Source organism: Paenibacillus mesophilus, assembly GCF_005938385.1.
Classification (GTDB): domain Bacteria; phylum Bacillota; class Bacilli; order Paenibacillales; family NBRC-103111; genus Paenibacillus_AB; species Paenibacillus_AB mesophilus.
The window spans coordinates 167,873-188,195 of record NZ_VCRA01000004.1; the positions used below are offsets into that span (position 1 = coordinate 167,873).

At 55.1% G+C, this 20,323-nt stretch carries 21 protein-coding genes, 1 riboswitch and 1 other annotated feature; of the genes, 5 read left to right on the plus strand and 16 right to left on the minus strand.

Going from position 1 to position 20,323, the window contains the following annotated elements:
* From FE783_RS08350 to FE783_RS08385, 8 genes are all read right to left on the minus strand, one after another.
* Positions 1-1,551, minus strand: coding sequence for a 2-isopropylmalate synthase (locus tag FE783_RS08350; protein WP_138878899.1), 1,551 nt, complete (start codon positions 1,549-1,551; stop codon positions 1-3).
* Between the two features lie 344 nt (positions 1,552-1,895).
* Positions 1,896-2,888: a ketol-acid reductoisomerase gene (gene ilvC, locus FE783_RS08355; RefSeq protein WP_138878900.1), complete on the minus strand. Its 993-nt coding sequence runs from the start codon at positions 2,886-2,888 to the stop codon at positions 1,896-1,898.
* A 164-nt stretch (positions 2,889-3,052) separates the two neighbouring features.
* Positions 3,053-3,538, minus strand: a complete 486-nt coding sequence (gene ilvN, locus FE783_RS08360) for an acetolactate synthase small subunit (RefSeq protein ID WP_420799724.1) — start codon at positions 3,536-3,538, stop codon at positions 3,053-3,055.
* 2 nt (positions 3,539-3,540) lie between these two features.
* Positions 3,541-5,286, minus strand: coding sequence for a biosynthetic-type acetolactate synthase large subunit (ilvB, locus tag FE783_RS08365; protein WP_138878902.1), 1,746 nt, complete (start codon positions 5,284-5,286; stop codon positions 3,541-3,543).
* A 739-nt stretch (positions 5,287-6,025) separates the two neighbouring features.
* Positions 6,026-6,385, minus strand: coding sequence for a 50S ribosomal protein L20 (rplT, locus tag FE783_RS08370; protein WP_138878903.1), 360 nt, complete (start codon positions 6,383-6,385; stop codon positions 6,026-6,028).
* Between the two features lie 46 nt (positions 6,386-6,431).
* Positions 6,432-6,632 carry a 50S ribosomal protein L35 gene (gene rpmI / locus FE783_RS08375; RefSeq protein ID WP_138878904.1) on the minus strand — a complete coding sequence of 67 codons (201 nt, stop codon included), beginning with the start codon at positions 6,630-6,632 and terminating at the stop codon, positions 6,432-6,434.
* 22 nt (positions 6,633-6,654) lie between these two features.
* Entirely contained in the window at positions 6,655-7,155 is a 501-nt protein-coding gene (gene infC, locus FE783_RS08380) for a translation initiation factor IF-3 (RefSeq protein WP_138878905.1), read from the minus strand.
* Between the two features lie 196 nt (positions 7,156-7,351).
* Positions 7,352-7,486, minus strand: a sequence feature (ribosomal protein L20 leader region).
* 86 nt (positions 7,487-7,572) lie between these two features.
* Positions 7,573-8,811 carry a glycosyltransferase family 2 protein gene (locus tag FE783_RS08385; protein WP_138878906.1) on the minus strand — a complete coding sequence of 413 codons (1,239 nt, stop codon included), beginning with the start codon at positions 8,809-8,811 and terminating at the stop codon, positions 7,573-7,575.
* Positions 8,812-9,522: 711 nt separating this feature from the next.
* On the opposite strand from FE783_RS08385, the gene FE783_RS08390 reads away from it, so the two are divergent.
* The 3 genes from FE783_RS08390 (at position 9,523) to FE783_RS08400 (ending at position 12,147) form a co-directional block, all read left to right on the plus strand.
* Positions 9,523-10,050 (plus strand): phosphatase PAP2 family protein, encoded by a 528-nt coding sequence (locus FE783_RS08390; RefSeq protein ID WP_138878907.1) that lies wholly within the window; start codon positions 9,523-9,525, stop codon positions 10,048-10,050.
* Positions 10,051-10,117: 67 nt separating this feature from the next.
* Positions 10,118-11,230 carry an MGDG synthase family glycosyltransferase gene (locus FE783_RS08395; protein WP_138878908.1) on the plus strand — a complete coding sequence of 371 codons (1,113 nt, stop codon included), beginning with the start codon at positions 10,118-10,120 and terminating at the stop codon, positions 11,228-11,230.
* Between the two features lie 173 nt (positions 11,231-11,403).
* Complete coding sequence (locus tag FE783_RS08400) at positions 11,404-12,147, plus strand: sulfite exporter TauE/SafE family protein (protein ID WP_138878909.1); 744 nt, start codon at positions 11,404-11,406, stop codon at positions 12,145-12,147.
* A gap of 74 nt (positions 12,148-12,221) precedes the next feature.
* On the opposite strand, the gene trmB is transcribed toward FE783_RS08400, so the two are convergent.
* The 3 genes from trmB to FE783_RS08415 all read right to left on the minus strand — a co-directional run bounded on the left by trmB (position 12,222) and on the right by FE783_RS08415 (position 14,046).
* Positions 12,222-12,932, minus strand: a complete 711-nt coding sequence (gene trmB / locus FE783_RS08405) for a tRNA (guanosine(46)-N7)-methyltransferase TrmB (protein ID WP_138878910.1) — start codon at positions 12,930-12,932, stop codon at positions 12,222-12,224.
* 208 nt (positions 12,933-13,140) lie between these two features.
* The gene (locus FE783_RS08410) at positions 13,141-13,341 is read right to left on the minus strand and encodes a hypothetical protein (protein ID WP_138878911.1); all 201 of its coding nucleotides are present in this window, start codon (positions 13,339-13,341) and stop codon (positions 13,141-13,143) included.
* Between the two features lie 246 nt (positions 13,342-13,587).
* On the minus strand, positions 13,588-14,046 hold the full coding sequence (locus tag FE783_RS08415) for a hypothetical protein (protein ID WP_138878912.1): 459 nt from the start codon (positions 14,044-14,046) through the stop codon (positions 13,588-13,590).
* Between the two features lie 153 nt (positions 14,047-14,199).
* Here FE783_RS08415 and mnmL point away from each other — a divergent pair, with 153 nt between their 5' ends.
* Positions 14,200-15,159 carry a tRNA modification radical SAM protein MnmL/YtqA gene (gene mnmL, locus FE783_RS08420; RefSeq protein ID WP_138878913.1) on the plus strand — a complete coding sequence of 320 codons (960 nt, stop codon included), beginning with the start codon at positions 14,200-14,202 and terminating at the stop codon, positions 15,157-15,159.
* A gap of 90 nt (positions 15,160-15,249) precedes the next feature.
* Here mnmL and FE783_RS37430 read toward each other — a convergent pair whose 3' ends face one another.
* From FE783_RS37430 to FE783_RS08430, 3 genes are all read right to left on the minus strand, one after another.
* Positions 15,250-15,426 (minus strand): hypothetical protein, encoded by a 177-nt coding sequence (locus FE783_RS37430; RefSeq protein WP_158301682.1) that lies wholly within the window; start codon positions 15,424-15,426, stop codon positions 15,250-15,252.
* Positions 15,423-15,950, minus strand: coding sequence for a GNAT family N-acetyltransferase (locus FE783_RS08425; RefSeq protein WP_138878914.1), 528 nt, complete (start codon positions 15,948-15,950; stop codon positions 15,423-15,425). Before FE783_RS08425 ends, FE783_RS37430 begins: the two co-directional genes overlap by 4 nt.
* Positions 15,951-16,116: 166 nt before the next feature.
* Positions 16,117-16,195: riboswitch (ZMP/ZTP riboswitch) on the minus strand.
* A 36-nt stretch (positions 16,196-16,231) separates the two neighbouring features.
* On the minus strand, positions 16,232-17,107 hold the full coding sequence (locus tag FE783_RS08430; protein ID WP_138878915.1) for an AraC family transcriptional regulator: 876 nt from the start codon (positions 17,105-17,107) through the stop codon (positions 16,232-16,234).
* Between the two features lie 128 nt (positions 17,108-17,235).
* Here FE783_RS08430 and FE783_RS08435 point away from each other — a divergent pair, with 128 nt between their 5' ends.
* The gene (locus FE783_RS08435) at positions 17,236-18,561 is read left to right on the plus strand and encodes a Gfo/Idh/MocA family protein (RefSeq protein ID WP_138878916.1); all 1,326 of its coding nucleotides are present in this window, start codon (positions 17,236-17,238) and stop codon (positions 18,559-18,561) included.
* Positions 18,562-18,628: 67 nt separating this feature from the next.
* On the opposite strand, the gene solA is transcribed toward FE783_RS08435, so the two are convergent.
* Together solA and FE783_RS37435 are read right to left on the minus strand one after the other, a co-directional pair.
* Positions 18,629-19,768: an N-methyl-L-tryptophan oxidase gene (gene solA / locus FE783_RS08440; RefSeq protein WP_138878917.1), complete on the minus strand. Its 1,140-nt coding sequence runs from the start codon at positions 19,766-19,768 to the stop codon at positions 18,629-18,631.
* 116 nt (positions 19,769-19,884) lie between these two features.
* Positions 19,885-20,323 (minus strand): hypothetical protein (locus tag FE783_RS37435; RefSeq protein WP_202916155.1); only part of this gene is annotated, 439 nt, incomplete at its 5' end.

The window sequence follows — 20,323 nt, forward strand, 5'->3', positions numbered from 1 at the left end:
TTAGATCAAAGACATGTTGCCGTGGCGGCTGCTGCCCGGCGATTTGCGCTTGTCGATCAGACGGTTTATCGCGTCGATATACGCTTTGGCGCTCGCCTCGAGAATGTCGGTGCTGACGCCGCGGCCGTGCACGGAAACGTCTCCCTGCTTCAGAACGACGTGAACGTCGCCGAGCGCATCCTTCCCGTGCGTGACCGACTTGATCGAGTAGTCCTCGAGCTCGACTTCCTCTTTCGTCGCCTTGTCGATCGCCTTGTAGATCGCATCGACGGAGCCGTTGCCGATCGCCGCTTCCTCGAGCAAACTGCCTTCGGCCTGAACGATGCGTACGGTCGCCATCGGCACCGACTGGTTGCCGTAAGAAAGCTGGATCGTATCGAGCACGAACACTTCCGGCGTCTGTACGAGCTTTTCTTCGATCAGTGCGCGGATGTCTTCATCGATGACGTTTTTCTTCCGGTCGGCCAGCACTTTGAACTTGGCGAACGCTTCGTTCACCTGATCGTCGTTCAAATCGTAGCCCATGTCGATCAGCTTCTCGCGGAACGCATGACGGCCGGAATGCTTGCCGAGGACGAGCTTGCTTTCCTTCAGGCCGATCGTATCCGGAGAAATGATCTCGTAAGTCGTTTTCTCCTTCAGCATGCCGTCCTGATGAATGCCGGACTCGTGAGCGAACGCGTTGGCGCCGACGATCGCTTTGTTGCCGGGAACGACCATCCCCGTCAGCTTGCTGACGAGACGGCTGGTGCGGGCGATTTCGCTCAGCACGAGCGACGTCTTCGCCTCGAACAAATGCTGCCGCGTCTCCAGAGCCAGCGCCACTTCCTCGATCGCGGTATTGCCCGCGCGTTCGCCGATGCCGTTGATCGTGCCTTCGATTTGATCCGCGCCGTTCAAAATCGCGGCGAGCGCATTCGCCGTCGCCATCCCCAAATCGTCGTGGCAATGGGCGCTCAGCTGGATTTTCTCGATGCCGGGAACTTTTTCTTTAAGCGTCTTGAAAATGTTGCCGTACTCGCTCGGGTACAAGTACCCGACCGTATCCGGGATGTTTACGACCGTAGCACCGGCCCGAATCGCCATCTCCGTCACTTCGCACAAAAAGTCCAATTCGGTCCGGCCGGCGTCCTCGGGCGAAAACTCGATTTTGCTGAAATATTTTTTCGCATACTTGATCGCCGCTTCCGCCGTTTCGAGAACTTGCTGCTTCTCCATGCGGAGCTTGTGCTTACGGTGAATCGGAGAGGTAGCGAGGAACAGATGCAGACAAGGATCTTGAGCGTCTTTCAGCGCTTCCTTAGCCGCGTCGATATCCTGCTCGCGGGAGCGGGAAAGTGCGACGACGCTCGCGTTGCGGACGGCACGGGCTACCGCGTTCACGGCAGCCAGGTCGCCGGGGGACGCCGCCGGAAAACCGGCTTCCATCCGGTCGACAGCCAGCTTCTCCAGCTGAAGGGCGATTTCCACCTTCTCCTGGGTATTCAGATTGACGCCGGGGGACTGCTCTCCGTCGCGCAATGTCGTATCAAACACGTAAATTTTCCGCATCCCATTCACCTCCTGTTTTTTCCTTCGGGCGTTTGCAGCCCTACATAACACAGAAGTTCAATCCCCCTATAAAGGGGGATTGAACCTGGTTTTTCGCAAAAGCGAAGAGAGATACTTGAACCGCTGAAGGGGTGGGGAAGATGCGGCGAAAAGCAAAGCGGCTGACTTTAAAGTCGTGTTGTAACCTATAATTAATCCAATCAAGACAACACGACTTTAACGGAAGTGAAGCGCATTTCCCCACTCCTTGTCCTGGACAGCTTCATCTCTCGCCCGCCTTTTGCACCACCCTCGTTCAATCCCCCAAGGGGATCGAACTTCTTCCTTCGGGCTTCAAGCGCCCCTTACTTTTTGATCCAATGCATCATTTCACGAAGCTGACGACCTACCGTCTCGAGCTGGTGCTCGGACTCGCGGCGGCGAGTAGCCGTGAAGAAAGCGCGGTTCGATTGGTTTTCGAGGATGAAGTTGCGCGCGAACGTACCGTTTTGGATATCTTCGAGCACTTTCTTCATTTCTTTCTTCGTCTCGTCCGTTACAACGCGAGGGCCCGTCACATAGTCGCCGTATTCAGCCGTGTTGGAGATGGAATGGCGCATAGCGGCCAGACCGCCTTCATACATCAGGTCGACGATCAGCTTCAGCTCGTGCAAGCACTCGAAGTAGGCGATTTCCGGTTGGTAGCCTGCTTCCACAAGCGTTTCGAAGCCGGCTTTGACCAGTGCGGAAGTACCGCCGCACAATACGGCTTGCTCACCGAACAAGTCGGTTTCGGTTTCTTCGCGGAACGTCGTTTCGATAACGCCCGCACGGGTGCAGCCGATCCCTTTCGCATAAGCGAGTCCGAGATCTTTAGCTTTCCCGGAAGCGTCTTGGTAAATCGCGATAAGTCCCGGTACGCCGAAGCCTTCGACGTATACGCGGCGCACGAGGTGGCCTGGCGATTTGGGAGCTACCATGAATACGTCCGTGTCGGAGTTCGGCACGATTTGTCCGAAATGGATGTTGAAGCCGTGGGAGAACACGAGAGCTGCGCCCTTTTTCAGGTTCGGCGCAATTTCTTCGTTATATACTTTCGCTTGCGTCTCGTCCGGCATCAAAATTTGTACAAGGTCGGCGCGGCTTGCCGCTTCCGCAACGGATACGACTTCGAAGCCGTCGTTTTTGGCTTGTTCCCAGGAACGGCCTTGGCGAAGACCGATGATCACTTTCACGCCGCTGTCGCGAAGGTTTTGCGCTTGGGCATGTCCTTGGCTGCCGTAGCCGATAATAGCGACCGTTTTGCCGGAAAGCACGCTCAAGTCTGCGTCTTTTTCATAATACATTGTTACTGCCATGGGATAATTTCCTCCTTGATTGTTTTAACAACCCTGTAAGCGGGCGTCCGAACGGGCGAGTACGCAAGGCGTCAGACTTCTTGACGCAGGCTCGTCCTCTCGGACCCCCACTCACGGGATTGCTTAATGGATGAGTGGGTAAAAGTTCGTCAACTGTGACGCGACTACTTCGACATGCCGCGAATCATCGCAGTCACGCCGGTACGGGAAAACTCGCGGATGCCGTAGGGCTTGAGCAGCTCCGCCATGGCATCGATCTTGTGCGTATCGCCGACGACTTGTACGATCAGCGAATTCGGTCCGATGTCGACTACGGCCGCGCGGAACGTCTCGACGACGCCGAGAATTTCCGGACGCATACCCGGCTCCGCGCTTACTTTGATCAGCGCCAGTTCGCGCGCCACCATCGGGTGAGAGCTCAGGTCGACAACCTTGATGACGTCGATCAGCTTGTACAACTGCTTCTGCACTTGCTCCAGCGTCCGTTCGTCTCCGGTCGTTACGATAACCATCCGGGAGAGGCCCGGCTCTTCGGACTCTCCCACGGTGATGCTGTCGATGTTGAAGCCTCTGCGTCCGAACAGTCCGGATACGCGCTGCAGAACGCCAGGCTGGTTATTGACCAATACGGAAATGGTGTGCTTTGTCATGCTCATTCCGAATCCCCCAATATCATCTGACTTAACGTGCTGCCTGCCGTTACCATAGGGAATACATTCTCTCCCTTTGGCACGACGAAGTCGATGACGACCGGTCCCGGAGTGTCGAGCGCTTCCTGCCATACTTGGCGCGCTTCTTCCTTCGTCCTCGCGCGCAAGCCTTTCACCCCGTACGCTTCGGCAAGCTTTACGAAATCCGGGCTGCCTTCGAGATCGATGTGGCTATACCGGTTGTCGTAAATGATCTCCTGCCATTGGCGAACCATCCCGAGCACCTGGTTGTTGATGATGACGACCTTTACCGGAATGTTGTTGATCGCGCAAATCGCCAGCTCCTGGGCGCACATCTGCATGCCGCCGTCACCGTTGATCGAGACGACGAGCTTATCCGGATTGCCCATTTGCGCGCCGATCGCGGAAGGAAATCCGAAGCCCATCGTTCCGAGTCCGCCGGAGGAAATGAGCGACCGCGGATTTTGGAACTTGTAGTACTGCGCGGCCCACATTTGGTGCTGGCCGACGTCGGTCGTAACGATCGCCTCGCCCTTCGTCGTTTCACTGATCATGTCGATAACGAATTGCGGCTTCAATTCTTCTTCCGAATCTTTGTACTTGAGCGGATATTGCTTTTTCAAAGCTTCGATTTCCACGTTCCATTGCTCGGAGCGGGCCGGCTTCGCCTTCAGGTTGGCAAGCTGGAGCACCGCCTTGATATCCCCTACTACCGGAATGTCCGTCTTGACGTTTTTGCCGATTTCGGCAGGATCGACGTCAATATGGGCCACCGTCTTCACGTTCGGCGCGAAGCCGCTCAAGTTCATCGTTACCCGGTCGTCGAAACGGGAGCCGATCGAGATGAGCAGGTCCGCATTCTGGATCGCATGGTTCGCCGTATAAGTGCCGTGCATGCCCGGCATTCCCATCCACAGTCCGTGCGCGCTCGGGAATCCGCCCAATCCGAGCAGGGTTGTCGTAACGGGAATGTTCGTCTTATTGACGAATTCGATCAATTCCGGTGCCGCATTCGCGTAAACGACGCCGCCGCCTGCGATAATGACCGGACGCTCCGCTTCTTCGATCGCCTGCAGCAGCTTGTCGACCTGCAGCTTGTTCGGCTGCACCGTCGGATTGTAGCCGCGAATTTCCACTTTATCGGGATAGTGGAATTCCGTTTTGGTAGCCGATACGTCCTTCGGAATATCGATAAGGACAGGACCTTTCCGCCCGGTGTTGGCGATATGGAACGCTTCGTGAATGATTCGCGGCAGATCCTCGACTTTGCGTACGAGGTAGCTATGCTTCGTAATCGGCATCGTAATGCCGGTAATGTCGGCCTCTTGGAAAGCGTCGGTACCGATGAAGCTGGTCGCTACGTTGCCGGTGATGATGACGAGCGGCACCGAGTCCATGTACGCGGTAGCGATCCCCGTCACCAGGTTCGTCGCTCCCGGACCGGAAGTGGCGATGCAGACGCCCACTTTCCCGGTAGACCTCGCATAGCCGTCGGCGGCATGAATCGCGCCTTGTTCGTGGCGGGTAAGCAAATGCTTGAAATCCGGGTTTCCGTGCATCGCGTCGTAGATGTACAAGACGGCACCGCCCGGATAACCGAAGACGCAGTCCACTTCCTCCAAAAGCAGCGAGCGAAGCAAAATCTCCGAGCCGGTAATAACGTCAGGCTGAAGCAGCTTTCGACGCAGTTGTTCCTTAGACAGTGTAGCTTCCATTTGAGCACTCATAAGTGACCCTCCTCTCAAAGATTAGACAACCGTATGCGCTTGAAACGAACAAAAAAACCCTTTCGTCCGCAGCGCATCAATGCGCCAACGGGACGAAAGGGGTTAGCTCTTCCGTGGTACCACCCAGGTTTGCCATACGCCTCGCGACGCATAGCCTTAGCAAGTGCCGGACGCCTCGAGGTCGCCGATACTTGCGGCACGGTAACGTGTGCCATTCCGATTTCCCCTACTAGCGCGGTATCCGAGTAAGAATACCGTTTTTCAGGGAAACAGCTCCGAGGTGAGCTCGTCGACAAGGGATTATGGCTTAGGTTTCAGCACATCCGTAAGCTCTCTGGTACATAAGAGCCCTCATCACTTCGTCCTCTTCATAGCCGATAACGCAATAAGTTGAATTAATGTTAGGTTTAATTATAGCACTCGCGACCGAATAGTCAAGACCCCCGACTCCAATTATCCGTAAGCGTCTACTGTGCGAGCTTTGCGGCTTCAGAAATGCTTATATCGCAAGGAAAGGCGCCCGGGCTTGCGGTTGGCGACGTTTGAAGGGGGTTGGATCGGAAATTAGAGTCTTTTGCATGGGAAAATTGGTGTTATTTACAAAATAAAAGATGTTTGGAACTCTTATATAGCGGCAGATAAGCCGAATCGGGTTAGCGGCCCCCAAACACCTTCACGCTGCAAAACAAAAGCCGGCGCGTCGTCTAGACGTTCCGGCTTTTGTATATCGGTCCGCTTCTTAAGCGTTGACTTTTTGTTTTGCGGTATCAGCCAAGCTCGTAAATGCCTTGAGATCGTTAACGGCCAGATCGGCCAGCATTTTGCGGTTGACTTCGATGCCGGCGAGCTTCAAGCCGTGCATCAGCTTGCTGTAGGACAAGCCGTTCAGACGGGCTGCCGCGTTGATCCGTACGATCCACAATTTGCGGAAATTGCGTTTCGTTTGACGGCGGTCGCGGTATGCGTACATAAGCGACTTCAGTACTTGCTCTCTTGCTGTTTTAAACAGTGTATGTTTGGAGCCGTAGTAGCCTCTTGCCAATTTCAATATTTTTTTACGACGACGTGCGCGAACGATTCCGCCTTTTACCCTTGCCATGTGTAGAATACCTCCTGAGCGTTATTGAGCCTGCGGCCCGTAGCTATTATTTCAAGTTGGAAATTTGCTGTTTCAGGCGCGCAACGTCGCCCGTCGACATGACCGGGGATTTGCCCAGGCGCTGCTTCTGGCTCGGCGTTTTGCCGTACATCAAGTGGTTTTTGTATGCTTTGTATCTTCTGACTTTACCGGTTCCGGTAATTTTGATGCGGTCTTTCAAGCTGCTGTGCGTTTTCATCTTAGGCATATAGGGAGTCCTCCTCGTAAGATTAGCTTTGCGGTTTTGGCGACAAAATCATAATCATGCTGCGGCCTTCGAGCTTTGGCCGGCGTTCGACGATCGAATCGTTCTCGACCTGGGCCGCCATCCGCTCCAACACCTTTTGACCGATATCGGCGTGAGTGATTTCTCGGCCGCGAAAACGGACCGACAGCTTCACCTTGTCGCCTTCTTCCAAAAATTTAATGACGTTGCGAAGTTTTGTCTGGAAGTCGTGCTCGTCGATCGTGGCCGTCAAACGGATTTCTTTAAGTTCAACGATCTTTTGGTTTTTGCGGGCTTCCTTTTCTTTCTTCTGCATCTCGTAACGGTATTTGCCGTAGTCCATAATACGGCAAACCGGCGGTTTGGCAGTCGGAGCAACGTTGACAAGATCGAGACTGGCTTCAGTAGCGAGTTGCATCGCTTCGCGAAACAACTTGATGCCGAGCTGTTCTCCGTCGGGACCGATGAGACGTACTTCCTTCGCACGAATTTCGTCATTAATCAAATGGTCTTTACTAATGGTATTCCACCTCCTAAATGGTCCCCCGAAAGTGAAGTGAAGCTTCGAAGCGTTTTCCGAGTACTTTCGGGGGAACCCCCGGAAAACACTCCCCAAAAGTGAAGCGCATGCTTCGAGGTATTTCCGAGTACTTTGGGGGAGCCCCCGGAAATCCTTTACCCCGTTTCGAAAAAGCTAAACATAATTAAAAAAGATGCGGGCGTAATACGCCCACATCTTACGATGACAAATAGAACACATCAAAGGTTCCGCTCCGTCGTATGAACCCGCCGATAAGGTCGGCCAAGGTGAGAAGCGGGCGCTTCTGCTTGTTACGCTATGAACACTTTAAATACTATAGCACCTGATCTAGGCGATGTCAACTGAAAGCTTTGCGGAGCAATCCTCGGCTTAGCTAGTGCCCTACACTTGCTTGCTCTTCACATCTTCAAGACGAATGACGCGCGTATGCTGCGTATGGCTCCATTGCTTGTTGTTCTGCGTGAAGAAGGCGTACAGCGTAATCGGCCACCACGAAGCCAAATAAATCGGATATACGATAAGCGAAGCGTACATCTTCCACGATTTGACCTTCTCGAGCATCATCGCGACCGGGAATCCGACATAGACGGCCACCGTTACTACAGCCATCAGCCAAGTCGGCATGTAGTCATACAGCGAGGTGAAGTGTCTCGTTCCGGGCAATGCGACGTCAACCCACAGGATGACGCTGAATATGAACCCGAGCAGCACATTATATACGTTGAACGTGTAGATGGCGGTGTCGATTTTGGCCCAGCTGCGTTCTTTGATGCCCTGCCACAGCAGCGGGAAGAAGTAACGGCGCGCGACGTCGAAATGACCTTGCATCCAGCGAAGACGCTGACGGGCGGATGCTTTGAACGTAAGCGGCTTCTCGTCGTATACTTTAGCGTCGTAGCTCATCGTCGGATTGATGCCGCGCTTGACGCAGCGGACGGTAAATTCCAAGTCCTCGACCAGGCTTGTCGCCCCCCAGCCCATCTCCTTCAACAGGTTGGAATCGAAGCACATCCCGGTGCCGCCGAGAAAATTGGCCAGCTTCAAGTTCGTGCGCGGCAGCTGCCACAGCCGGTTGCAGAACCAGTACGTAATGGCATAAGCGGCCGTAATCCAGGAATCGCCCGGATTTTTCGTATCCAAGTACGCCTGAATCACTTTGGAGCCCGAGCACAACTCATTGTTCATATGCTGCAGGAAATCGGCGTTCACGAGGTTGTCGGCATCGAGAATGACGACTCCGTCGTACGACTTAGGCATTTTCCAAAGCTCTTTGAGCATCCATTCGATTGCATATCCTTTGCCGCGAAGGCTCGGATTGTTGCGCACGCAGGCATATACGCCCATTTGTTTCGCGATCTGGGCGGTTTGGTCGGAACAGTTGTCGCAAATGACAAAAACGTCGTAAAGCTCTTTCGGATAATCAAGCTGCTTCAAATTGTCGATCAGCGCGCCGACGACCTTCTCTTCGTTGTGGGCGGCTATGAGAACCGCAAACTTTTTTTGGGCGTTAAAGTGTGAAGTGCGTTTTTTCCGGTAAAACCCGAAGAACGAGAAAAACAACGAATATCCTCCGAGAAGAGCCAGAAGCACCTGCACGGCGAGAATGATGATGTCCAGCATGATGTGAGACCCCCTTACACCCGAAATGTTCTCTCTACATATGGTTCGGTGTTATTTTTTTGTTTGCTGACGTAGCCGAATATGATTTTCCTCTCTTTGCATCAATTTGTCAAAATCTCTATTTGGCTTGATTTTGTCAGATTGTTTGGGAAAACCGTTATTCCTGCTATTGGAAACAGCAGGCTCGCGCGTTCCAGCAGATTCCTTCTTATTTTCATCAAATTACGCTTTTTTTACTAATCGATTACATTTATGTTACACAATCCAGCGAAATGCGTGCGCGCCCCGTCCCCCCTATTATACTTGGCGGCCCGTCCGGAAAACAACCTCATGCAGGTCCTATTTTTGTTCATATACTTCGACCTTTTCGACTTTTTTCATCCTTAAACCCGCTTGGGGCTTGCCTTGAACGGTTTTGAAAAATCGCGGATAACCGTTTTCAAAACAGGGAATCATACGAAAAAAGAGGCGTCTGCAAGCAGAATCAAGAAACGTTGCCCGGCCGGCCGGGCCGTCCTCGCCGTTATTCCCTCGGACTTTATCGAACCCCTCCCTCCATAGTATAATCCGATTGTAAGCATCGCGTCTTGGGACGTACAAAATTCGACTGGATTGCCGATTTGCGCGGTTTTAACACTCCAGTAACAATTGTAGCTTACAATACGGGTGATTATACTCCGAGCCACATTTTATCCGGGAGGGGGCGGCCTCATGAGTCGTGTAGTCCATTGGCTTCAAACTCGGGAGCAGCAGCTTTTTTATATAGTGAACCGGAAAATACGCCATTCCGTGCTGGATTCGGTGCTATCGATCGTCACGCATATGGGGGGAGCTACCTTTACGATAGCGGTAACGCTTCTGATCGGTCTGTTCGGGAGCGGAAGCTGGAGTCTCGCCGGATGGCAAAGTCTGGCCGCGCTCGCGGTTAGCCATATACCGGTAGCCGTCGTGAAGCGCAAATATCCGCGCCGCCGTCCCTATCTCGTCCTGCCGGAAACGAATATTTGCAAAAATCCGCTGACCGACCATTCGTTCCCGTCCGGGCATTCGACGGCCATCTTCTCCGTCGTTGTCCCTTTTATCGCGGCCGCGCCCGTTCTCGGATTCGTCCTGCTGCCTCTGGCCACGACAGTCAGCTTGTCGAGAATTTATCTCGGACTTCATTATCCGTCCGACTGTGCGGCCGGCATCGCCATCGGCACATGTGCCGGCTTCGGAACTATTGCATTGATCTCTTGAAATCGATTATTGTTAAGATATTCTATACTTTTATACCTTTTCCATTTTAAAGGTCAGGTGACGATGTTTGCGAAAGAAACGGATTTTGCTGCTTTCCGAAGGCTTCGGAGCCGGTCACACGCAAGCGGCGCACGCTTTGTCCGTCGGACTCCGTCAGCTGTCTCCGGACCTGCAGACGCGAGTCCTGGAGCTAGGGGCGTTCCTGCATCCGACGCTTGCACGGCTGATCTTTTCCGCTTACCGGAAAACGATCGTCTCGAAACCCAAGCTGTACGGCTTCGTCTACCGCAAACAGTATAAGAAATCGCTGAACCGGCTAACCCGACTCGCGCTTCATCGCCTCTTCTACGGTCAGACGACCGAAGTCATCAAGCAGCTCCGGCCGGATACGATCGTCTGCACCCATCCGTTCCCGAGCGCCGTCATCTCGCGGCTGAAGCGAGCCGGGCTGTCCGTTCCGCTATGCACCGTGATTACGGATTACGATGCCCACGGCACCTGGATCAGTCCCGAAGTGAACAAATATTTGGTTTCCACCGAGGAAGTAAAGCGCAAGCTGCTGCTTCGCGGCGTTCCCGACGCCCATATCGAGGTGACCGGCATCCCGGTTCACCCGAATTTCTGGCGGCAGCACAACAAGGAGGAGCTCCGTCTTCGGTTCGGCCTGCAAGCGGTGCCCACCGTGCTCGTCATGGGCGGCGGCTGGGGACTCGTCCAGCAGGAGGAGACGCTGCGCCACATGGCCATGTGGCGGGACCGGCTCCAGTTCATCTTTTGCATGGGCAATAATGAAAAAGCGCTCGCGCGGCTGGCCGGCGACCCGAGATTCAATCATCCGAATATTCGTCTGATGGGCTTCACCCGGGAAATCGACAAGCTGATGGACGTCTCCGACCTGCTCATTACGAAACCCGGAGGCATGACCTGCACGGAAGGGCTGGCCAAAGGACTGCCGATGCTGTTCTACAGTCCGATTCCGGGCCAGGAGGAGGAAAACTGCCAGTACTTCACGGAGAGAGGCTTCGGCGAGCCGATTAAATCGCTGCAGACGCTCGACTTCTGGTTCGAGAAGCTGACGGCATCTACGGCAAAAGAAACTCGCCCATACGGCTATGCCGGCGGGCCCGTTGTCTATAACCCGATAACGTGCCATCAGGCGATCATGCAAATGCTCTCCTGATACCGGTCATTCGACAAGATTCGCTACTCCGACGAAGCATCTCGTTCCTTTTTTCGAGGGAACGGGGTGCTTTTTTTGCATCTGTCGGCAAAATTCTCGTATCCGCACCGTTGTCCGCTGTGTTATTCTTGGCGTTGAAATAGCGCGGATCAATTCAACTCGGGAGTCGAGCCATGGATCTGAATTGGACTCAAATCGTTCTTGCCCTGCTGGTCGCCGTCATGACCGGCTTCTCCAAAACGGGGGTTCCCGGGGCCGGCATTTTCGGCGTGGCGCTGATGGCGTCCATTTTCCCCGCGAAGCAATCCGTAGGTATGCTGCTGCCTATGCTCATCACCGCCGACATCGTGGCCGTCTCCTACTATCGCAGGACCGTTGCATGGAAGCATCTGGTGGTGCTGATCCCATGGGTATTGGCGGGTATCGTGCTCGGTTTTGTCGTGATGGACCGGATCGGGAACGGGCAGCTGTCGGTCATGTTAGGCATCCTTATATTGGCGCTGCTGCTGCTTCATCTGGTCAAGGACCGGCTGGAGCAGAAGCTCCGGTTTCCGTTTACCCAGACCGTATACTTCCAGGCGGCTATGGGTATCTTGGCCGGCTTCACGACGATGGTCGGCAACGTCGCAGGTGCGATCATGACGATTTATTTACTGTCGAAGGGGCTGCAGAAGCAGCAATTTATCGGAACGGGCGCCTGGTTTTTTCTGGCGGTGAACCTGATCAAAGTTCCTTTTAACGCGTATCTCGGATTAATCACGGCCGAAACCTTCGTGTTCAGCGCCTGGATGGCGGTTCCGGTCTTGTTAGGCACTTGGGTCGGCATCAAAATCGTACCGCGCATTCCGCAAGCCCGGTTTCAGGCGATAATCTTGATTTTGACGGCATTGGGAGCGGTACGCCTGCTGCTTCTCTAAGACGAACGGCCCCGCGGAAGCGGAACGGATCCGACTCCTGCGGGGCTGATAGAACGGCTGTATCCGCATCCGTTTTATTGCTCTTCCTTGGCAAGCGAAGCTTGATGCTCCGCCAAGGCGTCTTGGCCGATAACAGCTTCCAGCCGGTAAATCGGCATGCCCTGGTCGAAAAATTTGCCCTCGTATTCGGTCATGACGTTGTCCGGTGCAGGCCCATCCTTGTGTAGATCGAGCGATATGCGGCGCAGCCGGACGTTCATATCGGCGAACGAATTCAGCGAAAACTCGAATAGCGAACGGGAATCGGTCTTGAAGTGGATCTCCCCCAGGCTGTCCAGCAGCCTGACGTATTTTTGGACGAACCCGGCATGCGTCAGCCGCCGGCGGGCATGCTTCTTCTTCGGCCACGGATCGCTGAAGTTCAAGTAAATGCGCCGCAGCTCGCCCTCGTCGAATACGTCCTCGATATGCTCGATGTTGAAGAGCGCCAAGGCGAGGTTGTCCGGCGCGCTTCCGTCTTCCCGGCCGGCGGCGGTTCTCGCTTTCTCGCTCGCCCTTCGGATCAGCTCGTCGTACATGTCTACGCCGATAAAATTGCGATCCGGATGAACACAGCTCATTTCGCTGATGAATTTGCCTTTGCCCATGCCGAGCTCGACATGAATCGGCTTGTCGTTGCCGAACCATTCGGCCCACCGGCCCCTCCACTCCGCCGGATTCATGACGACGAGATCGTTCTGGCGTTCGATCGTCTCGCGTATGCCTTTCCTGCCCCTCAGACGCATTCGAATATCCCCCACAATTCGGTTAGCTTATACGAAATAACATCTTAGTCTATTTCCATTCAAAAGAAAAGCGATCCTCCTCGCGCGATGACCGCCCAAGCAACAATTCCAGCATAATTTCCGTACAGCAAAAAAGAACGCGGCATTCGTCCCGCATCGAATCGATGCGTTGCGAACGCGGCGTTCTCGCCTCATTTCGACAACAGTCTTAAACGTCCAGCGAGCGGCGATGATCGCCGTGCGGCATCATTTTGTTCTCAAGCACCTTCTGCACCTTTTTCTTCGCATTCAATGCAACCTTGCTCTCCGGACGGAAGCGGATTCCGCCGCTAAGCGCCATCGCTTCTTTAACCGTAAGTTCTACCATAACCGTTTCTTCGCCGTTTGGAATTTCAAACGATGTATGCATGGTCTTCACCTCAATCGATTATTTTTTACCAGTATGCCCTGAGTCGACGAGAATTAGATCACAACTGCGAGAAGTGCGGTGGATAAAGGTTTTCCTTGGTTTTAATATAACACATCATGTAAGGTTTCGCAAGGAAAAAAGCCGTTTTGACAAGCCTTTTTCGCAACATATTATGCTCCAAAATGTGCTAAAAAGAGCGCTTGCAAATCGTCAACTTTCAACAAAATCGGTCCATTGCCGGGCCGGTCAGTAGTGGCAGTTCAGCTTGTTCCACGTCTCGATATGTCTTGACGGTTTCCCGAAAAACAGGCACGCCTGCTGCACGGTGCCGGGACGGAACGTCATCACCGCATAATACGTTTGCCGCTCCCCGTCTTGGATAAATTCGATATTGGCCCTTCCGTCGCCGTGTTCGGGATCATGGGGGACTTCAAGGCTGTCATAGCCGACCGCGTAAAACCCGTCCCGCTTCAGCTGCTCCATCCCGGCGATCCACTCCTGCTTGCGGGAATGGCCGATCGACTTGGCCGCCTGCTCGAAGCCGCCGCTTGCCACATCGCTCAGAAACGACGCTGCCGCCTTTTTGTTCACCGGGTTCAGAAATAAACCGACCGCCTTGTACGGCGCTATCATAAACAGCAGCATCAGCCCCATCCCGGCAAGCAGCACCAGCTGCGCAATCGTAAGTGCAACTTTTTGGTACATTCCCATTCCCTCCGGCCTCCGGTTTTCCTTAATATTACCAATCGGCGCAAACTCTTACAAACAAGCCGCCGATCCATTCGCTTCGCTTGCGCCTGCGCATTCTGGTACAATAGAAGAAGGAATATGAGATAAGGACCATAAAGGAGCCCTATGATGAACGCACTCCCTTCCGCCGTCGGTCCCCGCCTATGGGGCGACAACAAGCGGTTTCATACGTGGAATTACGAAATGCGCGAGCAATTCGGCACAAAAGTATTTAAAGTGATGCTGGACGCCGGATTTACGTGTCCGAACCGGGACGGCAAAATCGCTACGGGCGGCTGCACGTTTTGCAGCGCGAGAGGCTCGGGCGACTTTGCCGGAAGCCGGCGCGACGATCTCGTCACCCAGTTCAACAAAATTCGCGACCTGCAGCACCAGAAATGGCCGGAGGCGAAATATATCGGCTACTTCCAGGCATATACGAACACGTATGCGCCCGTTGAGGAGCTGCGCGAATACTACGAGGTTATATTGCAGCAGCCCGGGGTGGTCGGTCTGTCGATCGCAACCCGGCCCGACTGCCTGCCGGACGACGTCGTCGACTATTTGGCGGAGCTGAGCGAGCGTACCTATTTATGGGTCGAGATGGGCCTGCAGACGGTCCATGAGAAAACGTCCGAGCTGATCAACCGGGCCCACGATACGCAATGTTATCTGGAAGCCGTAGAGAAGCTGCGGCGGCGAAATATCCGCGTGTGCGCCCATATCATTTACGGACTGCCGGGCGAGACGCACGAGATGATGCTGGATACGGCGAGAGCGGTAGCGGCGATGGACGTGCAGGGCATCAAGGTTCATTTGCTTCATCTGATGCGCAAGACGCCGATGGTGAAGCAGTACGAAGCCGGACTTGTCCGTTTCCTGGAGAAAGACGAGTATGTAAAGCTTGTAGTCGACACACTGGAGCTGCTGCCGCCCGAAATGATCGTACACCGCGTAACCGGCGACGCTCCGCGCGATCTGCTGATCGGTCCGATGTGGAGTCTGAAGAAGTGGGAAGTGCTGAACGCAATCGATGCGGAGCTCGTTTCCCGCAATACGTGGCAAGGCAAACGGTGGACCGGCGGGTGATGTTTGCGCGAAGACGGAACTAGCTATTCCGTAGCACAACCCCCATAACCGGAAAACAAAACGGAATCGGAACGGATGGGCGGTTTTGCGTCATGCCGGTAGCTGTTGATGGTAACCAAATTTACTCCAGCTCATCCGTAACCTCCTCCTACAGCTCCAACGAAACGTATCCGTCAGCTTCAAAATGCACAGCCGCATAAAGGCATCATAAATACCTACGAAATCCAACACCGTCATGTTGTCGAACAGGATAAACGCCACTTTCATGGCAAATCGCCTCCCGCTTCTTTTTCGTACAGTGAGGCCGCCCAGCCGTCTCCGTCCTTTCGACCCGCATAACGATAGCCCGCTTCGCGGTAGTATGCATTAAGTCGCTCGTTGGCTGCCATGCAATCGAGCCTGAGCCAGCGTTTTCCCCTCGACGCCGTTTCGGCCTCCGCCCATCGCAACAGTAGAAGGCCGACGCCGTTCCCCGCGGCTTCCCGCTTCACCACGAACCGGTGCAAATACAGCGCGTCGGCCGGCCGAACTCCCCATAGTGCCGGGTCCGTCTCGTGAAGCTCGAACGCTCCGACGATTGTTCCGCCACAGACCGCTTTGTATACCAAACGACGGTCGATCTTATCCGCGGTTTGCTCAAGCCCGAATTGCGAAACCCGCCACTGGTTGATGCCTTTGGAACGAATCCATTCCGCCGCTTCCCTCAGCAGCATGACTAATTGTGCCGCATCCTCGGATGTCGCAAGCGTTACCGTTAACACGCTCTTGTCGGAAAACTTGCATTCCATCATTCTTCACTCCGTTTCCACTGGGATACAACGGAACAAATCCCCCAGAAGTGAAGCTGGCCTCCGAAGCCGATTCCGATTACTTCTGGGGGAGCCCCCGTTATCCACAGAAATTAGCTTCGCATAATTTCCTATGCAGCAAAAAAAGCGTCCGGCCGAAATCGGCCAAACACTTTGCCCAGGCGTACGGCGATATGACGCTGCGCTCCCCCATGGTTGCCCATGTTACGCCAGTTACGCAGCGAGCTTGATACCCTGATATTATCAGAACATTCGGAATATTGTCAATCGACGATTTGCAGACGCCGGTTATCGTGCGTATTCGTCAACCCTTTCCGGTAATCGGTCGGCGATACGCCGATATATTGGCGGAATACTTTGCCGAAATAGCTGACGTTGTCGAATCCCGTCTGCCGGGAGACGGCTTCTACAGGCTGCCCCGTATTCCGCAGTAGTCCGGCCGCCTCCTCGACGCGGATTTTGCGGAGATAATGGATCGGCGTGACGCCCGTGTACATTTTGAACACTTTGCAGAAATGGTGCTTCGATATACCGGCCGCTTCGGCAATATCGTCCAAGCTGATCGGGCTTCCGACATTGCGTTCCATAAATCGCTTCGCCAGCTGCAGCGAATCGGGCATCGGACGGGAGCCTTGGTTATGCCCTTCGGCGATGCGCTCGAATGCCAGCAGCCATTCGAACAAACGCAGCGACATCCGGTATTTGTCGCGAAACCCTTGCTCCGCGGCATCTTGGTACATGCTCCACATGAGACGGATCGGCTCGGAATCGTCCCGGAACGAGGCGACGTGGCCGAAGGAGCGGATAAAATGCTGCCAATAGTCGGGCAAAGCTCCGCCCAAGGCCCGAATCCATATAAACTCCCACGGCTTGCGCCCTTCCGGCGGGTAAAAATAGCGGTGCTCGCTCGGGATGGTGACGAAAAACCCGTGGTTTTTCGGTACTTTGTAGGTCACTCCCCCTACCGTAATCGCCCCTTCCCCGGAAAGCGTGTACTGAAACAAATGACCGCTGCCGGGCCGATTCATGCCGTCCTGCCCGTATGAACCGTCGACCGCTTCGCCCCAGCCGATCGATTCCATGACGTACAGCCGCTCGGGGATGCTTTCGCTAAGGTGAAACCCATAGGAAGTACGCATAATATTTTACTACTCCAATCTCAATTAATTACTGTTGAATCCTTGCATGCGGCAGAGTACTTTTAAATTATGCAATCAACAATTGCAACAATATTATATCATAATCGGGAAAGGACGCTGTATAAGTCATGCAACTTCAATCGCAATCTTCCAGAACGTTTCTCCCTTCTTCGCGGCCTGTCCAAGCCGTTATCGTCGGCGCAGGTCACCGAAGTCTGCTATATGCTTCCTATGCGAAGTCTCACCCCGAGGAGCTGCAAATTGTCGGCGTGGTAGAACCCGATCCGGTACGCCGGGAGCTGACCGCGAGCCGCTTCGGTCTGGCCGCGGACATGCAGTTTTCTTCGGTGGAGGAATTGGTCGCCGCCCCCAAGCGGGCGGACGCGGCCATTAATGGAACGATGGATACGTTCCATGTCGCGACTACGGTACCGCTTTTGAAGGCGGGCTATGACGTGCTGCTGGAAAAGCCGATCGGCGTCAGCGAGGAAGAAGTGCTGGAGCTATACCGGACCGCCAAAGCTTACGACCGGATCGTCCTTATATGCCACGTGCTGCGGTATGCGCCTTTCTATGCGGAGATCCGCAAGCGGATCGACAGCGGCGATATCGGGGATGTCGTCGCGATCCAAACGGAGGAAAACGTCAGCTACCACCATATGGCTACCGCATTTATTAGGGGCAAATGGAGCAACCTGCGCGACGGCGGCTCGTCGATGCTCATGCAGAAATGCTGTCACGATCTCGACCTGATCACGTGGATGAAGGGGGACGCTCGGCCGACCAAAGTAAGCAGCTTCGGCAGCCTGTTCCATTTCCGCGCCGACAAAGCGCCTGAAGGCTCGGGTACGCGCTGCGTCGCCGATTGCCGGATCGAAGGCGAATGCGAATACTCGGCAAAAAAGATGTACATCGAACGGAAGCTGTGGGGGCCTTACGCCTGGGACAATATGCATTTGGGCGAGGTGCCGACGGAAGAACAGAAGCTGGAGTCGCTGCGCACGAGCAACCCGTACGGACGCTGCGTGTGGCGGTGCGACAACGATGTCGTGGACCATCAGACGGTTATTATCGAATTCGAGGACGGCAGCACGGCGTCGCACAACTTGACGGGGGCTACGGCCAAAGGAGGCCGGACGATCCATATCACCGGCACGAAAGGCGAGATCAGCGGCACGATGGAGGAAGGCAGCTTCAAGGTCCGGTATCCGGACGTACTGTCCGGACATACGTACAAGGAAGATATTGTCGAACTGAACGTATCCAGCGACATGCACGGCGGGGGCGATTTGCGGCTGGTCGCGGACTTTATCCGCACGCTGCGCGGAGAGACCCCGTCCTTGTCCTCCACGTCGCTAGACAAATCGATTTACGGCCACCAGATCGGGTTCTCCGCTGACCGGAGCCGGCTGGAAAGCCGTGTCGTGGAGATTGGGGATTTGGCTCGGATTTAACGTCGTACATGGCGAGGGGCTGCTCTGAAGAAGTCACATGGACTTTGCGGGGCGGCCCCTTGGCGCGTTATGGTTTCGCAAACCGCTCCAGTGAAAAAGGCGACCGGTCGAGAGCCGTATCGCCCTTGATGGCCAAATCCGCCATCATCCGGCCGACGGCGCTCGCAAACTTGAAGCCGTGTCCGGAAAATCCGCACGCCAGCCATATCCGCTCCCGCTCGGGATGCCGGTCTATGACGAAATGCTCGTCCTCGGTCATTGCATACATGCATACCGAGCCGCGAACAAGCGTCCCGTTCGCGCCGGGCATGTAATCGCGCAAAAATGCGCGAAGCTCCGCTTCATCTTCGGGGTAAGTTCCGAAACGGCGATCGACGGTGTCGGGATCCGCCGGACGGCCTCGGTCGTGACGCCCGACCTTCAAGCCGGAGCGGGCATCTCCGGGAATTCCGTAAAATTCGCCCATCGGCAAATTGTAAGTGAAGGCCGGAAATGTACCGGCATCGTACATCGGGCTATCCGTCCGAAACCAGGCGATCGGCTTGCGTATAGACCGGATCGGCAGCCCAAGCTCGTCAAGCAGCCGGGCGGACCACACTCCGGCGCATACGATCAACCGATCGGCTTCGTAGCTTCCTTGTGCGGTCGTGACGACAACAGGTCCGGCCCCTGCAGATACGTCCAGCACGGGCTCGTTCGTCCGCAGCACCGCACCGCGCGACAGCGCCAGCTTGCGATAGGCGGAGATGCATGCCTCGCTGTACAAGAGACCGCCCTGCGGCTCGTAGCAGCCTTCTTCGTTCCCGACGAACCTCATGCCGGGCCACCGGTAATGCATTTCCTCGGCACTCAGACGCTCTAGCGGAATCCCGTACGCGTCAGCAACCATTTGCTGCAATTGCAAGGAAGGAGCGCCTCGTTCGCATACGCGGAGCAGCCCGATTTTGCGGTTCAGCTCCATTCCCGTTTCCCGTTCGAGCTCCTCCCACAGCGTTTGCGCCCGGAGTGCGAGCGGAACATACGCTTCGTGCATCGCGTAAGCGTGACGTATAATCCGCGTATCGCCATGATGACTGCCCCGCTCGTGCGGAGGATCGAATGCATCGATCAGCAGCGTTCCGACGCCGCTATCCGCCGCATGAAAGCCGGCCGCCATCCCCATTGCGCCCGCTCCAATAACGATCACGTCGTAACGGCATCTTGCCATTGAATTCTCTCCCCCTTCCATTAATTATGATGCGCGGATAAAACCGTTATAAGGTTGATTCCGTTACCTGTGTAGACGAATCCCACAAAACGGACATCAAACGAAAAAACGGGAGGTTAAATGATGAGAAAGATGATGTTGTTGCCCGTAGCGCTTGGCATCCTGTTGCTCGCAGCAGCTTGCGGACAGAAGGAAGCCTCTACGGCCAGTCCAGCAAGCGGGCAAGCCCAATCGAGCCAGCCGGCCAAAACCGAGCCGCCTAAGTCCCCGGCGACTTCGACTCCGGCTCCGGCTGCTTCCACTCCGGCTCCGGCGACTTCGACCCCAGCTCCGGCTGCTTCCACTCCGGCTCCGGCTGCTTCCACCCCGGCTCCGGCTGCTTCCACCCCAGCTCCGGCTGCTTCCACTCCGGCTCCGGCTGCTTCCACCCCGGCTCCGGCTGCTTCCACCCCGGCTCCGGCTGCTTCCACCCCGGCTCCGGCTGCTTCCACCCCGGCTCCGGCTGCTTCCACCCCGGCTCCGGCTGCTTCCACCCCGGCTCCGGCTGCTTCCACC

Bases quoted from the DNA above. Each gene is read 5' to 3' on its own strand.
- FE783_RS08350 (WP_138878899.1), bottom strand. From the start codon at position 1,551: ATGCGGAAAATTTACGTGTTTGATACGACATTGCGCGACGGAGAGCAG.
- ilvC (WP_138878900.1), bottom strand. From the start codon at position 2,888: ATGGCAGTAACAATGTATTATGAAAAAGACGCAGACTTGAGCGTGCTT.
- ilvN (WP_420799724.1), bottom strand. From the start codon at position 3,538: ATGACAAAGCACACCATTTCCGTATTGGTCAATAACCAGCCTGGCGTT.
- ilvB (WP_138878902.1), bottom strand. From the start codon at position 5,286: ATGAGTGCTCAAATGGAAGCTACACTGTCTAAGGAACAACTGCGTCGA.
- rplT (WP_138878903.1), bottom strand. From the start codon at position 6,385: ATGGCAAGGGTAAAAGGCGGAATCGTTCGCGCACGTCGTCGTAAAAAA.
- rpmI (WP_138878904.1), bottom strand. From the start codon at position 6,632: ATGCCTAAGATGAAAACGCACAGCAGCTTGAAAGACCGCATCAAAATT.
- FE783_RS08385 (WP_138878906.1), bottom strand. From the start codon at position 8,811: ATGCTGGACATCATCATTCTCGCCGTGCAGGTGCTTCTGGCTCTTCTC.
- FE783_RS08390 (WP_138878907.1), top strand. From the start codon at position 9,523: ATGAGTCGTGTAGTCCATTGGCTTCAAACTCGGGAGCAGCAGCTTTTT.
- FE783_RS08400 (WP_138878909.1), top strand. From the start codon at position 11,404: ATGGATCTGAATTGGACTCAAATCGTTCTTGCCCTGCTGGTCGCCGTC.
- trmB (WP_138878910.1), bottom strand. From the start codon at position 12,932: ATGCGTCTGAGGGGCAGGAAAGGCATACGCGAGACGATCGAACGCCAG.
- FE783_RS08410 (WP_138878911.1), bottom strand. From the start codon at position 13,341: ATGCATACATCGTTTGAAATTCCAAACGGCGAAGAAACGGTTATGGTA.
- FE783_RS08415 (WP_138878912.1), bottom strand. From the start codon at position 14,046: ATGTACCAAAAAGTTGCACTTACGATTGCGCAGCTGGTGCTGCTTGCC.
- mnmL (WP_138878913.1), top strand. From the start codon at position 14,200: ATGAACGCACTCCCTTCCGCCGTCGGTCCCCGCCTATGGGGCGACAAC.
- FE783_RS37430 (WP_158301682.1), bottom strand. From the start codon at position 15,426: ATGAAAGTGGCGTTTATCCTGTTCGACAACATGACGGTGTTGGATTTC.
- FE783_RS08425 (WP_138878914.1), bottom strand. From the start codon at position 15,950: ATGATGGAATGCAAGTTTTCCGACAAGAGCGTGTTAACGGTAACGCTT.
- FE783_RS08430 (WP_138878915.1), bottom strand. From the start codon at position 17,107: ATGCGTACTTCCTATGGGTTTCACCTTAGCGAAAGCATCCCCGAGCGG.
- FE783_RS08435 (WP_138878916.1), top strand. From the start codon at position 17,236: ATGCAACTTCAATCGCAATCTTCCAGAACGTTTCTCCCTTCTTCGCGG.
- solA (WP_138878917.1), bottom strand. From the start codon at position 19,768: ATGGCAAGATGCCGTTACGACGTGATCGTTATTGGAGCGGGCGCAATG.